The sequence below is a fragment of the Okeania sp. KiyG1 genome (genome assembly GCF_014132355.1).
Taxonomy (GTDB): Bacteria; Cyanobacteriota; Cyanobacteriia; order Cyanobacteriales; family Microcoleaceae; genus Okeania.
In genome coordinates this window covers 1-16417 of the sequence record NZ_BLZO01000025.1, presented here as the reverse complement: position 1 = coordinate 16417, position 16417 = coordinate 1, and the positions used below count along the sequence as shown (strand labels likewise).

Below are 16417 nucleotides of genomic sequence, written 5' to 3'. Positions count from 1 at the left end.
GCTATATTGTAATTTAAGTTTAACGCAACAAAAAGTTAAAAATAAAAAGAAAGATTTTAGAGGTTTCAAATCTCAACTGAGACGTTCAAAACCTCAACAGCGCAACAACGACAAATTAATAATACGTTACCGAATAATTAAGGTTTAAAGCCTCTCCTTTAAAGTAGAAAAAAGCGGTCGAGGGATGGCGAGGTTTCCTCGCCATATCCAATCGACCAAGAGAAGAAAAAAATTTCCCTACCGCGTCAATCCTCTTTTTTTCAAGGAGAGGTAATTATTAATTATTAGGCGTTGCTGAATTGAAGTATGAATGTGCGATTGTTTGGTTCTCGCCTTCGCCCCCGCGCATCCCCCATTCAACAAAAAGCGCAGCAACATCTGGCTTCCCCCATTCAACAAAAAGTGCAGCAACATCTGGCTTCCCCCGTTCAACAAAAAGCAAAGCAACATCTGGCTTCCCCCTTTCCAAGGGGGACGGGAGGGGGATAAAAAAGGGGGACGGGAGGGGATTAATAAAGGGGGACTTTTAGAGTTTTATTCCCCCCAATTTTGGCTTGCTCGGGGGGCAAAATCATACCCAGAATCAGCAACGCCATTATTAATTGTTGATCAACTTACCTTTCTCAAATTCTGTTCATTGTAAACGATACCTAAATTATTGAAAATCATTTCCCAGTAGAGAGGATAACTTTCCTTAGTATAAACCTCTTGCGCTCTAACAAAACAAGCGATCGCCTGTTCCAAATTATCTTGTCTATCTCCTGTTATCCTGTCGAGATAAGCATTACCCAGATTATTTTGAGTAGTTGCCCAGTCTGTAGGGAGCTGTTCGCGAGTACGGACTTTGAGAGCCAAATTATAACAAGCGATCGCCTGTTCAATATTTTCCTGTTGCTCTCCTGCGATTCGATCGTGGTAAGCGCTACCCAGATTATTTTGAATACTCGCCCATTCTTGAGGTAGCTTTTCTAGAGTTCTGACTTTTAAAGCTTTCTGATAACAATCGATCGCATTCTCTAAGTTTTCTATTCTTTTTCCCATGCTACGTTGTTGATAGGCATTACCAAGATTATTCTGAGTGCTTGCCCATGCTTCAGGTAATGTAGAGTAAGTCCTAACTTGAAGTGCTTGATAGTAGCAAGCGATCGCCAATTCGATATTTTCTTCTGAGTTTCCGACAGTGCGTTTGTGGTAGCTAGTACCCAAATTATTTTGGATAGTTGCCCAAGTTACCGGAAATTTTTGACGGGGTAAAATTTGTAGAGCATTTTTATAACCTACAATGGCTATTTCTACGTTATTACTTTGATTACCAAAAGGAAACTGTAAAATCAGGTTACTTAAATTAACAATATCTAGAGCAATATTTTGTGCTAATTGAGGCTCCATTTTTTGGATATTTTCTCCAGGCCAAGTTCGTAGCACTGCGACAAAATTTTGCTCCAGTTTATCTTGATTATATTCTAATACAGAATATACGGCTTCAGGGTTTTCTTCATTCTCTGAGATTACTTGTAAAATTTGCATGAGTAAATTTCGATATATTTCCCGGTCTAAAGGTTGGGAAGCATATTCTAAGTTAGTCTCTAACATTGTCGCCAAATTTTGCAACCATTGAGCATTCAAGTTACCTATTTTGTTGTTTGTTTTTGCTATTTGTTTCATTACTTGAACTAATTTATGGTCTATCAAGTTTTGATTAGCTTGCAAAATTTGATTTTCATCACCACTAGGACAAACTAATAAAGATTGAATGAGACCAAGATAACTAGAGATACTTTGTTGATTCATGATTTTTTCCTCAGAGCTTTTTTCTAGACACAATTACTTTGGTCTAGTAGACATATTGTTTTTCTATTTGAAATAAATGCTTACCCTGATGAAAAATTTTTATAGTAGTCAAAAAAAAGGGCGCGGAAATATCAAAAGCTTAAAACTTAGACAAAGCCAGATTTTTCTTTCTTCGTTTTTCCTTCCTTCTGCTATAACTAATTGAAATATTAATCATGATTGTAGCATTCTGATTTGATTTGTAAACATATAGTGCTACGCGCAAGGCAACAGCTCATCTGGCAATAGGCAACAGGCGAATATAAAAGGGTTTCAGCTTCTATAGCGCTGTGCGCAGGCAACAGCTCATCTGGGGGAATAAAAAGCGGATAATATCAGATTTTAGCTATTAGACATCTCCAATAATCAAAAATAACATCAATTATCATACATAAATCATCAATTATTCCCCTCCACCGGAGGGGTTAGGGGTGGGTTCCCTACTCCCTACTCCCTACTCCCTCTTTTCTGGAGATGTCTATTGGACACCTCCTGTAATTTGTACATAAGCCAGCGCACATTGCTATATTCATGTCAAACACCTTAATGCGTAATGCGTAGCGCTATACCTTTGAAGGAAACAGGCAACAAATAATCAAGTATATTAAAGATTTGCTATAGAAAAAGAGCTACATTTTTATTTGCTCATTTTCAGATAAATTTAAGAACTCAAAATTTTTTATGTATCATTTTTTGATTAAACTCTGTTTAATAAAATATTAAATTTAGACATCTCCTCCAAAAAAGGGAACAGCTAAGAACAATAACCAAATTTTCAGGAAAATTTTAGCTCTCAATTATATATACTTCCTTTGATAACAAATTGTTTCCGATAAAACTTTAAATTTGTAACCAAAAAATTTTAATAAAGTTGATTAGTTTTTGTTTTATCGCAAAGAAAGAGTTTGTGAGGACATACCAAAAGCTTAAAAATCAGACAATGCCAGATTTTTACTTCTTCCTTCTGCTATGCTATACAACTTTTGTGGAGCGAGTGGCCTAATCCATACTCAATTTGGCCAATATTATCAAAGTTATAGCTATTGATACAGAGCTGATTTATAAACTGAGCTAAAACTCTTATGCTATCTAGGTCTCAGGAATTTATGGTTTACTGGTCCAAAATCGGCAAAACCTTTTTCCTGTAAGAAATTCAGCCTCTTAATATTTACTTTATAAATCAGCTCACAGTATTTCATACTTGAGAGACAAAGTGATGATAATCTATTCCAAAATCACTATATTTAATGGCCAGTTGCTCTTAACAACCTTTTACCGAAAAATTAAGGTATAAAGCTTCTCTATTTCTCTATTGATGGAGAAAAAAGAAACAAAATCCTTTTATCCAATCCTCTTCTTGATAAGAACAGGTAATTATTAATTATTAATTGTTAATTATTAATTATTGAAAGCAGCTTTGCTTAAAGCAGGCAAAGAAAGGAGACCTCCTGAATACCCTCTGCTTTTTTTAAAATTTATTGAGACCCCTTAGGAAAAATACCCATCCAATGACAAAATTAATTATTCAAATTCCTTGTTATAACGAACAAGAGTCTTTAGGAGTAACTCTTGCTGCTTTAGCCAGAAAGTTAGCAGGAGTAGACATTATCGAATGGTCGATCGTCAATGACGGTAGTCAAGATCGAACAGTTGAAGTTGCTAAAGAATATGGGGTAGACCATATTGTGAATTTCCCTGCTAACCAAGGTTTAGCAAAAGCATTTATAGCAGGTCTAGAAGCTAGTCTAAAAGCAGGAGCAGATATTATTGTAAATACCGATGCTGATCATCAATATTGTGCCGATGATATCCCCTACTTAATTCAACCTATTATTTGGGGTCAGGCAGAAATTGTAGTTGGGGAGAGACCAATTTGGCAAACTAAATACTTTTCTCGTAGTAAAAAATTACTACAAAAATTAAGTAGTTGGGTAGTAAGAATAGCTAGCAATACAAATATTCCTGAGACTCCTAGTGGGTTTCGTGCTTTTAGTCGAGAAGTTGCCATGCAACTTAATGTTTTTAATGCCTATACTTACACTCTAGAAACAATTATTCAAGCAGGGCAAAAAGGTATGGCAATAACATCAGTTCCCATCATAACAAATAATGTCTTACGACCTTCCCGACTGGTAAGAAGTACCCCTGTTTATGTATTGCGATCGCTTTTTACTATCTTCAGATTTTTTTTGCTTTACAAACCCCTACGTTTTTTCTAATGTTAGGAAGTGTACCATTTAGTTTTGGGATAATTTCTGGTATCCGTTGGTTATTTTTATTTTTAGTGGATATGAAAAACTAGACTTCCAACTTGGATTTTAGCAACAATTTTAATCTTAGTCGGCTTTCAATTATGGTTATTAGGTTTAATCGCAGATTTAATGGCAGCAAATCGTATAATCATGGAATAAATTTCAGTAAGAATGCGAAAGTAAGATTATCAAAATAAGTAAGAGATAAGAATAATAAATACTTACTAAAAATAGCTTTTTTGGGGTTAGTAATATACAGTAAAAAATGATGATTACAGCACTTTTGAGGATAGTGAGGTACACTTTTAGGACTATTCTTATATTTCCTATTCCCTGTTCCCTGTTCCCTGTTCCCTGTTCCCTGTTCCCTGTTCCCTAGAGCAATAAAACTTTGTACCTCATCAACTAGAAAACTGCTGTAATATATGAAATATTATTTTTACTTCCGAGAAATTTAATTTTTATTCAAACAAATAAAATCTAGCAAAATATTAACAATATAAAGTAGTAAAAATATAGCTATGCAAGATTATCAGTCATCCATCACCAATGAAACCGATCTATTAAAGGTAGAGTCTAATTTATCCTCGGATAAAAATACTATAATTGACACCGAAAAAGAACAGATGAGAGATTTATTTGCCAGAGAAGCACTTGCTCAAATTCCTAAAATTTTGACCTTACTAGACCGGAATTATCATAGCCCTACCTACGGTTGTTTCGACCGCAATTTTTGGCATTACAAAATTATAGACTTTCCTAGTGGCATGGCTCAAGAGTTTGTCTTACCTTTAGCTTTAGCCTATAACTTAGATATTCCTAATAATCAATTTTATTTGCAAGAAATGATATATAAATGGGCAGAAGCAGGTATATTATATAGTGCCCACACTGCTCATCCTGATGGTTCTTGTGATGATTATTTCCCTTTTGAAAGAGCTAGTGGAGCAACAGCTTTTTCTTTATTAGCTAGTATTGAAAGTTATCAAATATTAGGATTAAATAACTACGAAGTACTCAGCTTTTTTGAAAAACGAGCAGATTGGTTAATAAATCATTATGAAAGTGGCAATTTAGCTAACCATGAAGCATTAATTGTATTGTCCTTAGAATTGTTGAGTAAACTATTAGAAACCTCAAAATGGGAGGAAACTAAAGCAGCACGTCTGGAAAGATTATTAAGTTGGCAAAGTCAGGAAGGATGGTTTACAGAATACTCTGGTTTTGACCCCGGTTATCATACTTTAACTATATCTTGTTTAGCCAGAATTTATGAATTAAACCCCAGTGAAAAACTCAAAAATTCTATTACTACAGCAGTAGAATTAGCTGCTCAATTTATTCATCCTGATGGCTCCTTCGGTGGAGAATATGCTAGTCGTAATACCTATAACTTTTTTCCCCATGGATTTGAATTAATAGGTAAATGGTTGCCTGCTGCTTTGTCTATTAACGATCAATTTTTAATAAGCTTAAAAAATGGTTTAGCTCCCTGTTATGCAGACGACCATATTATCGGTCATCATACCTGGAATTATTTCTTAGCATGGCGAGATTTTATTACAGAAAGACCTACGGATGTGAATCGTGATATTGCTAGTCTTTGGTTAAAAGAAGCTCAAATTTTGATTAAACGCAGACCAGGAACAGAATTATATATAAGTACGAAAAAAGGTGGTGTTTTTAAACTATTTCGCGACCAAAAATTAGTTGTTTCTGACACTCATTTATCACTGCAAGTTAAAAAAGGTAATAAAATTTTAAATGCAGTTAGTCATTTAACTGGAGATTATGATGTAAAAATATATCAGGATGAATTAGTTATTTCTGGTAATATGGGTTGGGCGAAACAAACTCAAATGTCACCTTTGAAGTTAATCATTCTCAGGTTTGTCATGTTAACTTTTGGGCGTTTTTTCCCCAATTTTATTCGGAAAACATTACAAAAAATCTTGATTACTGGCAAGGAAGATGCACCTTTCCACTTCACTCGCCACTTTAAGTATGAAGATGGCATTTGGTACATTACAGACGAACTCTTTGCTAAGTCTTGGTGGAATGTAATTAGTGCAGCTATTGGTTGCGACCAGACTTCTATTTATGTTGTAATGAGTCGCACTTTTCAAATTAATCAATTACAGCCTTGGTATGATTTAACAACTGAGATTAAAAAACTTTCTCCCGGTCAATCTTTGAAAATTGAGCGCAAGTTTTAACTTGACTTATTCTTACTTATATAAACTCATCAAATATTGCTACAATGAATAAATAGGAAATAGGGAGGGAAAAAAATTCCATAATAATATGGAATAGGCAACAGAGAATAAAAAAAAATGACTAAAAAATAGGGTCTCAAACCTCGCCTTTTAAAGGGATAAAAAAAGAGAATATTCTAGATTTCAAGCATCTTGCTTTCCTAGGTTATGCTGCGCAAACAGCTAGAAGTACTGATAACTGATAACTGATAACTTAAATGACCGCTAATTAAAAAACCATAAAAGATATATTTAAAGTGAAATAGTATGTACCTATTGCAAAAATTTTAATTAAATCAACTCAAGATATGAAATCAACAATTTTTACTCCCTATTCCCTATTCCCTATTCCCTATTCCCTGACTTCTGCAAGAAGTCTTATGAGTGAAAGAAAAAAAATTTTAACTTTTAATCTTTGTGATATTATATGTGAGTAATTTAACTTTTTGGGCGGGAGTCCCCAATTAATATTATGTTTGCTTGAATACCTAATAAATATAAATTAAAGATAGGTACTTATAAAAATAAGGAGAATTGTCTCCATTTCGTATAAGTCAAAAGTCAAAAATATCATATTTTATTGATAATGCGCTGATTAGGAGACAATATGACACTAATTATCAATCTTGCTCATTAGAAGAAAAAGTAAATTGATAACTTCTTTCACTCTATTTATTTCCCATTCTCCACTCTGATTGAATCTATCTCAATAATTAAGAAAAATGGTATTATCTATTAGTAAAAAATCAAAGGCCAATGACAGAACAGTCATCAATATCTGCTTTAGCAGAGGCGCTATTAAACAAGTATGATTTTGACCTCGCTGATGAGACTTCTGAGGAACTTATTACTCGTTGGCACAATAAGTATAAAATAGAGTGGCTGCCCTTAGCAGTAGTTGAGGCACTATATCTTGGACGTTACAAAGCTGTCTGTGTTGAGCAAATATTGACATTATGGGAACGTCGCGGTCAACCTATCTATCATTTCAACTCTGAATTTCAAAATATTATTACTAAAAATATTCTCACAAATTTAACATCTCAGATAGATACTCAGTCTTTACCACCAGAGACACCTCCTTTATCTGAGTCAAAACCTCCTGAGTATTCTACATCTACATCAGTTTATCCATCCTCAAACCCCTTCAATGCAGGCTCAAAAAATACAGCTCAAGAAGTGGTAGAGCAGCTCCCAGTAAAAACAACTCAGTCTAAGATCAAGCACACTGATTTTTATACTAAACTAAAAGCATTTGTCAAAAATAGCCAAGCATCGCGATCGAATCAGAGCAAACCCGATTGAGTTAAATAGACATAGGACTTACGCACTTACACTGTATTTCCGTTATTGCGACCGATAGTGTTTGCGGAGCATTCCGGAACGGAAAGCAATCTCAAACGCTACTTTTTCGTGCCTCGTGCGTAAGTCCTGATTATATAGAACCTGTTTGGTATCTCTAAAAATTTAGGCGTACGCTCTTATTACTTAACTTAAGCTGATGTCTTTTCCTCAAAAGATATCTCCAATCATCAAAAATAAAATCAATTATTGTACACAAATCATCAATTATTTCCCTCTACTCCCTACTCCCTACTCCCTACTCCCTCTTTTCTGGAGAGAGCTAAAAGATACCAAATGGGTTCTATAAAGAAAAAGATTTAATTAAAGTATTTAATTTATATTTATTATTTTAAATAATCGTAAACTCACATTTTTGTCTCCTCTTTTACTACTATTATTGTTTTTGTAGCAATCAAACAACCTGTCATTGAAAATATGAGTAAATATACTAACTGGATTAAATACTTGCCACTAGGAATAACACTGATAGCTCAACCAGCTTTTGGTAGTTCAACGTGTAGTTTCCCTAATCCTTTACCTCCTGCATTAGGCAGTAATACAATCATTCCTTTCCCTGTACCGAATCTTTCTGTTCCTTGTTCTGAAGCACCTATCTATACTTCACCTGTAAATAGTTCTTGGACTGGAACTTGGGTAGGAACAGGTGCAGATTTACCTTGGAGAAATGTAGGTACATTTAATGTTACGGGAAGTGGTACAGGAAGTGGATTTGTAGGAACAACTACTTTCGACTTTGTTACTAATCCACTACCTGTAGGAACTTATTTTAACTTTGGAGATGTAGATAACGGAAGTGCAACAGGTCAAGAACAATTTATCTTACAAGCTTTTGACTCATCTGGTAATCTAATTACTACTAATTGGTTAAGTGAAGCTTTTAGCGTTAGAGGTACTAGCTCTCCTACAGACTTACCTAGTTCTGGTTTTAGCTCAGGAATTTATACTATTGATGGTATGAATGTACCTGGTAATCCATTGGTTGGTTTTACTCTCGCTAGTCTTGAGGAAATTGGTACCCTAGTTATTCAGAAAAACCAAAGCAATAATGGTTTTGGTCTTCGTGCTCCAACTCCAACTGAAAATCCTACAGACGTTCCTGAAACTACTTCTTTATTAGGTTTAGCATTTATTGGTTTAATGGGTTTCATTTATCGCCGTAAATGTTAATTAAACCAGTTATTAAATTTTTCAAGAAATATAAAATCCACTAATTTCTAGCTAATATTGAATTTTATAGTTCATATAAATCAGGACTTACGCATAAGCTACGAAAAATTAGGATTTGAGATTGCTTTCCGTTCCGGAATGCTCCGCAAACCCTGTCGGTCGCAATGACATAAATACGTTGCAGTTGCGTAAGTCCTATAAATAAAATATGACATCTATAGTTGTTTTAAATAAGAATGAGACACTTTTTTAGCTGAAACCGTTTCACAGCAAGAAATTATCGTCTCAAGCTAAACTAAAATGACTATAGTTGTGCTATGCAAGAGTTGCTCCATTTTAGTGCCAACCCGACAGATTTTTGTTGCAGATATAGCAATATGCGCTGGCATATTTACAAATCACAGGAGGTCTCCAATAGCTAAAAGTCTTATATTATCAGCAATTTATTCCCCCTGTTGCCTGTTGCCTGTTGCCTGCGCGCTGCGCTATATTTTCTGGCGATCAAGCAATCAATTATGATGCAGTTTAATTTTTCAAGCGGCGAATTTCTGAGCAAAAAGAAGCCACAGTAAAACCTAATGGTCTTTTAACTACACTGGTGCGTAACCGTAAATTAGGCATCAGATACCAGAAACGTTCCTCTGCGTATAAATCTTCAGATTCAGTAATCAATGTTAAAACATCATCACTTCCCATAATATATCGACCACTGATATTTGTATTCTCACCATCCCCTCTATCCTGCAATAATTTACCTTGGTGGGGGTCATCAGAACTAGGAAGAACTATCAACATTCTTGTACCTATATCTTTAACTTGCTCTCGGTTGATAGTACCATTCCAGTTAATTTGCAACCCTACTAATTGAGCTAAACTTGGGTCAATTTGATGTTGTTCGCACAACTTGATGACTGTGGGGTTTGTTTTTTCTAGTATCTCAACATTTACTTCTGATTTGCCTGCTTGCAACTCCCCGGAAACTAAATTGTGAACCGTGCGTTGGGAAAACCATTGACCTGCACTCAATTGCAAAAATTCGATAATGTCCATTAACTTGCTAATTATTAATTCTGAATCAATACTATTGTTGCACTGATTGGCACATAAGGCACTTATAGCAGAAGAAAGAAGGAAGAAGAAAGAAGAAAGAGGAAGAAGGAAAAATATTGCGTTGTCTGAGTTTTAAACTTTTAACATTTCTGGAATAATGGTCGATTTATAAAATTCAATAATCATGTATAATATTGTTGATTTATTTTTTTTTGATGTTACTAATTTTCATCTAAAAATTTATTTTCACAAATTAAAATGATAGCGATCGCACATATTCAGAAGGATCGTATAACCGTAAAAAAAATAATTATTTCACTAGCTAAATTAGCCACAATAGAAATAGGGATGAAAAATAATGTAGAGCTATTCCATGACCAAAAAATTAAGTCTCAAGCCTCCCCTTTTAAGGACAGAAAAAAAAGATAATTTCTTATTTCAAGGCTCCTGCTTTCCTAGGTCATGCTGCGCAAACAGATTTGAGGTACTGACAACTGATAACTGAAGTGACATATCCCTACAAGGATTAAATCTAAGGTTAATTGATGGGCTGAAGATGTCTAATTACAAAAACTTGAATCTAGAGCAAATATGGCATATTATACCATTTATGAATAGTAATTGTATGTTTGATTACCATATCGCTACTCAATATCTCCCCATTATAAATATACATAGCAAACTTTTTGAGATTTGGAATTAGGTAATATATAAGGTACAAATATTAACGATAAAGTGCGGGTATCTTGCCCTCCCACAAATGTACCTAACTGATATGAAACATCCTATAATTTTTATTATCGCAAATATATCTAGTTTTTTTAGGAGGTAAAAAATAAAAAATCAAACTATAGCTCGATCCCAGCAACAATAGATGAATCAAAAAAGAGAATTTAATTGGACTAAAAAACCATAATTGTGACTATAACTCTTCTCAAAAATATCATATTGTGGTACATATAGAGGTTAAGCTATGCTATTAAAATTATTACATATCACTAAATATCGTATAAGTCAAGGGTACTACTAAACTATGCTCATAGAGATATTAACCCTTTTTGCGGGTGCAGGACTTGAACAAGCAACCAGTGTCACATGGCATTGGGTAAGTAAATGGGCAGCAAAAAAAGCTGATGAAAAGAATCAGGTAATACAGACAGCCTTATTAACTTCATATTGTAAGGCTTTACAGGTAATTCGTAAAGAGTCTCAACAACTACCCCAGTGGAAGCAAGCTCGAGCTGAAATTGAAGGTAGACTAACAGAAATGGAAAAAGATGCACTAACGATACTAGATTTAGTGCAAACACACAAGCAAAGAATAACTCATCTACCTCAAGGAAGAGAAGAAGAAGCAATAGTGAAAGTCGTGATGTCTAGACTGCAAAGCAAAGATAAGTGGCTCAAACACGCTCCGAGGGAATTATCTGTGCTAGTGGAAACTAAATTAGTCTCAATTACAGTCCATCAATTTCGTCACGAACTGAGAACAGAAAGCACAGTATTTCAAGCCTTAGTGCATGATATGCTAGCAACAGCAGGTGAAGATATCAGTTGTCTTGTTGATGTCACCAACAAAATAGAGAAAAGAGTAGATCAATTTGTTGGCGACTACCGTCAAGATATAGACAAAATAATTGCAGGTATTGGTGGAGCTAATACTCACTTAGAACAGTTAATATTACTGCTGCGTAAACAGATGCAACAATGTCAGGCAATACCTGCTGACTTTGCTGCCTTGATCGCAGATAAAACTGAAGGGTTTCTCGGACGAGGTTTTGTTTTTGATGCCATTGACGATTTCATCCATAACCAATCTAAAGGATATTTTATCATCGAAGCAGACCCAGGAGTAGGCAAAAGTACAATCATTGCCGAATATGTACGTCGTAAAGGTTGTCTTGCCTATTTCAATTTATTATCAGAAGGTAGAACTAGGGCTGAAGATTTTCTTAAGAGTATTTGTACTCAGTTAATTGAAGGTTATAACTTGCCTTATGAATTACCATTACATCCGGATAACACTAGCAATGGTAACTTTCTATCAAAACTACTGAACGAAATTAGTTCCCAACTAACACCAAGAGAAAAACTCATAATAGCTGTTGATGCTTTAGATGAAGTCGATTTAAGTAGTCAAAGTGGGGCAGCTAATGTGCTTTACTTACCAGCTAACTTACCCAATGGAGTTTATTTTCTGCTTACTAAGAGGTCTGACCCACTACCGTTAGTCATTTCGGCACCGCAGAAAATTTTTGACTTAATGATTTATCCCAATGAAAGTCTAGAAGATGTCAAACTATTTATTCGTCTGCGTACAAAAGGATCGGCACTAGCAGAATGGATCGAACAAAGAGGCTTAACATTAGAAGAATTTGTCGAATCTATAGCCAGCAATAGTGAAAATAATTTCATGTACTTAAAATATGTACTTGATGATATTGAGCAAGGTAACTATAGAGATATCAGCTTAGAAAGTTTACCTCAAGGTTTAGAGAAATATTACGATCAACATTGGCATCGCATGAAAATGAATGTCAAACCATTGCCTGTTACTAAGTTAAAAGTCATATATTTCTTAACAAAAACTCGTAAACCAGTATCTTGCAGAATGTTAGCAAAATTTAGTGGAGAAATTTCCTTAATAGTTCAAGAAATTCTGGATGAGTGGGCACAATTTCTGCGAATTCATCAAACAGAAGGAAAACCAGTTTATAGCATATATCATGCTGCATTTCAAGATTTTCTCTACCGAAAAGATATCGTTCAAGAAGTAGAATCATTAATTGAAATAGAAGGTATGGAAAAACAAATCAAAAATAATTTGTTAGGAATGGTTTACAAAAATGCCTAAAAATTAGGATTTGAAGTTGGAAGTTAGGAGACACAAAAAGTGTAAATATAGATAATTTTGTAGGGTTGGCAAGTTTTTTTCTATTGCTCAATGTTTGCTGACTGAAAATTTCTGGTGTCAAGACTCTAGCTGAAGCAAGAGGTAGTGATAACTGATAACTGAAATGACCCTATGGGGTAGTTCTGCATAGTAATGGTATACAGGAACAAGGAATTCCTAGCACGGGAGCAAGATGCTCCCACTACAGTTGAGAAAGGTTATTTTGATGAGTCGGAGCTAGCTTTTCATTTGGGTTTTGAGCAACAATTACAAGAAAACCCGTGAAAACATAGATTGAAGATTTACTAAATGTTATTACTGTTGAGGTAACGGTTCAATAATCCGGGGTAAATAGTTCAACAATGAATAATGAATAATGACCTCTCCTTGGAAAGAAGAGGATTGAGTAATAATGAAAATTTTTCTTTATTATCCCCTTAAAAGGGGAGGCTTTAAACCACAATTTTTCGGTAAATGGCAAGTCTAAAATGGCGTAAAATCGTTCCTAAACTGGTAGTCTACCCCTATTTATTGGCCATGGTTTGTTGAACTTTTATGAAGGTTTGATGAAGTTATTCAACTTTTCAAATTTTATCAAAATATATATAATAATATCCTAAAGATCCTTTGAGACATAAACTATAGGAATTTAAAATAGCCTAGTTAATTTTAGAAACACTATTTTTCTTGCTACAGATATATAAGCTTTAAATTAATCTAATCAACGAAAGATATTGATTATTTGTATCAATTTTATTTTCTACTTCAAAGTTGAAGTTTATGAAGCTTTTATGAAGTTCAGTAGTGGTACTTGCCATCTAAATAATATCAAGATTAATATTTTTTTAGAACTTGATAGTTCAAATTAAACAGAAACAAATTGAAGGTTATGAACAGCAAAAAAATAGTCAGAAAAAAGAAAACCAGTCTATTTACAAGACTGGCAACACCATTCATTATTTCTTTATTGCTCCCATCAAGTTTGATTTTTGAAGTCGAATTTCCTAATAGTATTAGGGTAGAGCTAAGGAAAAATTTTACTGAACTTTTTGTAATTAAGTAAGACCTTAATGGAATGGATTCCTACGGCAATAGGAGTCCATTCAGAATTAAAAAGCTCAAAACTTTTAACCATTAGATTTAAACCAAACTAGATGTGTTATCTTTAGATAATAATATTTAACTGTTTTGAATTAATCAAGCCCATATTAAGGATAATTGCAAATCTTCATTAAATCTTTAACAAAATTAGTGCATTCTTTACCATTTCTTTATAGAACCCATGCCGAACTATTTCATAGTGTTAGCTTGGAACAAGTTTATGCAACAATTTTGTATTATTTGCGCGATCGCGAAACGGTAGGACAATATTTAAAAAATTGGTTGGACTATGCAAATAAAGCTCAAGCTGAATTTGACTGTCATCCTCCACCTTTTGTGGAGAAGGTATTGAAGTGGAAGTTGGAACGTCTAACTCAAGTTGAGGGCGTGTCTAAATAATGGTAATTAAATATTTGCTTGATGAAAATTTCTCCCCTCTATTGCTCCTCTACCTTAATCCTCATTCTCAATATAATAAATGTATAAAATGTATAAGCACTAAAGCAAAATTAATTGTATATTTGATGGTCATATTAAATAGGTGGGCAAAATTATTTTTATATCTACTGCTCAAGCATATAAGTATATTTTTATTTCCTACTCCCTGCTTAAAGATGTTAAATTAATTTTGCACAAATACCTATTAGTTTACATCAGTATAACAAGGAAATTGAAATGGGTGAATTTAGAGAAAATTTAGCTCAAATGCCCCTAGAAGATCAATACTATCTCTTAGAAACTTTACCAGGTTTTCTCGTGAGTGAATCTGATACAGAGCAATTGCATCGCTTACTCACAGATTTTGATTTTATCGAATCAAGACTATATTTATTCGGAGTAGAATATCTCTTAAATGATTATGAGGAAGCCATGCATTCCAATGTCTGGACCTCAAATGAAAAAGTTAAAACTCTAAAATTAATTCAAGGGGCAATTGAACTATCATCTCATATCCTTGTCGAAGATAAAACACAGCTACCAGGACAACTGTGGGGGCGACTGCTATCTTTTGAAATACCAGAAATTCAGGAAATGCTACAACAAGCTAAATCTTGGAACCGATCGCCCTGGTTAAGACCAATGGCACCAAGTCTCACACCTCCAGGAGGTAGACTACTACGAACTTTCATCGGTCACACTGGCTGGGTAAATGCAGTAGTTGTTACCCCAGAAGGATTGGTAATTTCTGGTTCTGCTGACAATACTCTCAAAGTTTGGAACCTGGAAACAGGGAAAGAAATAGCAACCTTAACTGGTCACAGAGGGAGAATTAGAGCTATAGCATTACTAGATGAAAATTGGTAATTTCTGGTTCCGATGATTTCAGCATCAAAATTTGGAACCTGGAAACAACTAAAGAATTTCTCACCCTCACTGGTCATACAAGAGGAGTAAGAGCAGTGGCAGTATTACCAGATGGTAGATTAATTTCTGGTTCTTCAGATAATACGATTAAAGTCTGGAATTTGGAAACACAAAAAGAAGAATTAACCCTCACTGGTCATAAAGGTTGGGTAAATTCGTTAGCGGTATTATCCGACCGAGAAATTATTTCAGGTTCATCGGATCGCACTCTCAAAATTTGGGATATCCAGACAGGAGAAGAATTATTAACACTGAGTGGTCATACGGGTGGCGTGAGAACTGTGGCGAAACTTCCAGAAGGACAAGTAGTTTCCGGTTCTTCTGACAACACAATCAAAGTTTGGAATTTGCACAGCCAAAAACTACTTTGACATTCAAAGGTCACGCCAAAGGGATAAAATGCAGTAGCAGTATCTCCAGATAGTAAGGGAATTATTTCTGCTAAGCTTCCGACAATACTCTCAAAGTTTGGAGTCTCCAGACAGGAGAAGAGTTATTTGCTCTCAAAGGTCATGCTGACTCTGTGGCCATGCAGTTGCAGTTTTACCAGATGGACGCATAATTTCTGGTTCTGATGATTTTACTCTCAAAGTTTGGAGTCTTGATACTTCTGTAGAATTACCACCTCCTATCGGACATACTAATAGGGTGAATGCAGCAGTAGCACTGCCAGATAGACAAGCAGCATCAGCATCTTGGGATAATACAATTAAGGTCTGGAATTTAAACACAACAAAATCAGTTTGTACTCTTAAAGGTCACACCGATAGAGTTAATTCAGTAGCAGCATTACCAGACAAACGTATTATATCATGTTCGGATGATAATACTCTTAAAATTTGGAGCTGGGAAACAGCACAGGAGTTGTTGAGTCTAAAAGGTAACACTAGATGTATTTTTGCTGTGGCAGTTACACCAGATGGTAAACGAGCGATCGCCTGTTTATCTGACCAAACTCTAAAAGTCTGGAGTTTAGAAACTTTAAAGGAGGTTGCTTACTCTGATAGGACATACTGACTGGGTAAGTTCAGTGACAGTAACGCCAGATGGTAAGCGAGTAATTTCTGGGTCTTTTGATAAAACTATTAAAGTTTGGAGCTTGGAAACTGGAGAAGCAGTTTCTACTTTAGTCGGTCATA

13 protein-coding genes and 1 pseudogene are annotated in these 16417 nt (G+C 34.8%); 11 read left to right on the top strand and 3 right to left on the bottom strand.

Translation table 11 applies throughout. The features are described from left to right. Window positions 1–277: 277 nt before the first annotated feature. Together SAGCYANO_RS02830 and SAGCYANO_RS02825 are read right to left on the bottom strand one after the other, a co-directional pair. Entirely contained in the window at window positions 278–442 is a 165-nt protein-coding gene (locus tag SAGCYANO_RS02830; protein WP_202218695.1) for a hypothetical protein, read from the bottom strand. A gap of 167 nt (window positions 443–609) precedes the next feature. Then, window positions 610–1791, bottom strand: coding sequence for a tetratricopeptide repeat protein (locus SAGCYANO_RS02825; protein ID WP_202218694.1), 1182 nt, complete (start codon window positions 1789–1791; stop codon window positions 610–612). Window positions 1792–3338: 1547 nt separating this feature from the next. On the opposite strand from SAGCYANO_RS02825, the pseudogene SAGCYANO_RS02820 reads away from it, so the two are divergent. The 4 genes and pseudogenes from SAGCYANO_RS02820 to SAGCYANO_RS02805 all read left to right on the top strand — a co-directional run bounded on the left by SAGCYANO_RS02820 (window position 3339) and on the right by SAGCYANO_RS02805 (window position 8869). Further along, a pseudogene (locus SAGCYANO_RS02820) lies at window positions 3339–4241 on the top strand (glycosyltransferase family 2 protein). Window positions 4242–4708: 467 nt separating this feature from the next. Further along, window positions 4709–6298 carry a hypothetical protein gene (locus SAGCYANO_RS02815; protein WP_202218793.1) on the top strand — a complete coding sequence of 530 codons (1590 nt, stop codon included), beginning with the start codon at window positions 4709–4711 and terminating at the stop codon, window positions 6296–6298. 795 nt (window positions 6299–7093) lie between these two features. Then, window positions 7094–7642: a hypothetical protein gene (locus SAGCYANO_RS02810; protein ID WP_202218693.1), complete on the top strand. Its 549-nt coding sequence runs from the start codon at window positions 7094–7096 to the stop codon at window positions 7640–7642. A gap of 474 nt (window positions 7643–8116) precedes the next feature. Further along, entirely contained in the window at window positions 8117–8869 is a 753-nt protein-coding gene (locus tag SAGCYANO_RS02805) for a hypothetical protein (protein ID WP_202218692.1), read from the top strand. Between the two features lie 525 nt (window positions 8870–9394). Here SAGCYANO_RS02805 and SAGCYANO_RS02800 read toward each other — a convergent pair. After that, window positions 9395–9919 carry a phycobiliprotein lyase gene (locus tag SAGCYANO_RS02800; protein ID WP_202218691.1) on the bottom strand — a complete coding sequence of 175 codons (525 nt, stop codon included), beginning with the start codon at window positions 9917–9919 and terminating at the stop codon, window positions 9395–9397. Between the two features lie 1033 nt (window positions 9920–10952). Between SAGCYANO_RS02800 and SAGCYANO_RS02795 the strand changes: the two genes are divergently transcribed. The 7 genes from SAGCYANO_RS02795 to SAGCYANO_RS43885 form a co-directional block, all read left to right on the top strand. After that, the gene (locus SAGCYANO_RS02795) at window positions 10953–12773 is read left to right on the top strand and encodes a hypothetical protein (RefSeq protein WP_202218690.1); all 1821 of its coding nucleotides are present in this window, start codon (window positions 10953–10955) and stop codon (window positions 12771–12773) included. A 192-nt stretch (window positions 12774–12965) separates the two neighbouring features. Beyond that, complete coding sequence (locus tag SAGCYANO_RS47250; protein WP_255502441.1) at window positions 12966–13097, top strand: hypothetical protein; 132 nt, start codon at window positions 12966–12968, stop codon at window positions 13095–13097. 933 nt (window positions 13098–14030) lie between these two features. Beyond that, a complete protein-coding gene (locus SAGCYANO_RS02785) occupies window positions 14031–14312 on the top strand; it encodes a hypothetical protein (protein WP_202218688.1) in 282 nt (93 codons plus the stop codon). Between the two features lie 276 nt (window positions 14313–14588). After that, window positions 14589–15218: a hypothetical protein gene (locus tag SAGCYANO_RS02780; protein ID WP_202218687.1), complete on the top strand. Its 630-nt coding sequence runs from the start codon at window positions 14589–14591 to the stop codon at window positions 15216–15218. Then, window positions 15212–15649, top strand: a complete 438-nt coding sequence (locus tag SAGCYANO_RS02775) for a WD40 repeat domain-containing protein (RefSeq protein ID WP_202218686.1) — start codon at window positions 15212–15214, stop codon at window positions 15647–15649. Before SAGCYANO_RS02780 ends, SAGCYANO_RS02775 begins: the two co-directional genes overlap by 7 nt. 277 nt (window positions 15650–15926) lie before the next feature. After that, window positions 15927–16295 carry a WD40 repeat domain-containing protein gene (locus tag SAGCYANO_RS02770; protein ID WP_202218685.1) on the top strand — a complete coding sequence of 123 codons (369 nt, stop codon included), beginning with the start codon at window positions 15927–15929 and terminating at the stop codon, window positions 16293–16295. A 13-nt stretch (window positions 16296–16308) separates the two neighbouring features. Further along, on the top strand, window positions 16309–16417 hold a 109-nt coding region (locus SAGCYANO_RS43885; protein ID WP_237395699.1), incomplete at its 3' end, for a hypothetical protein.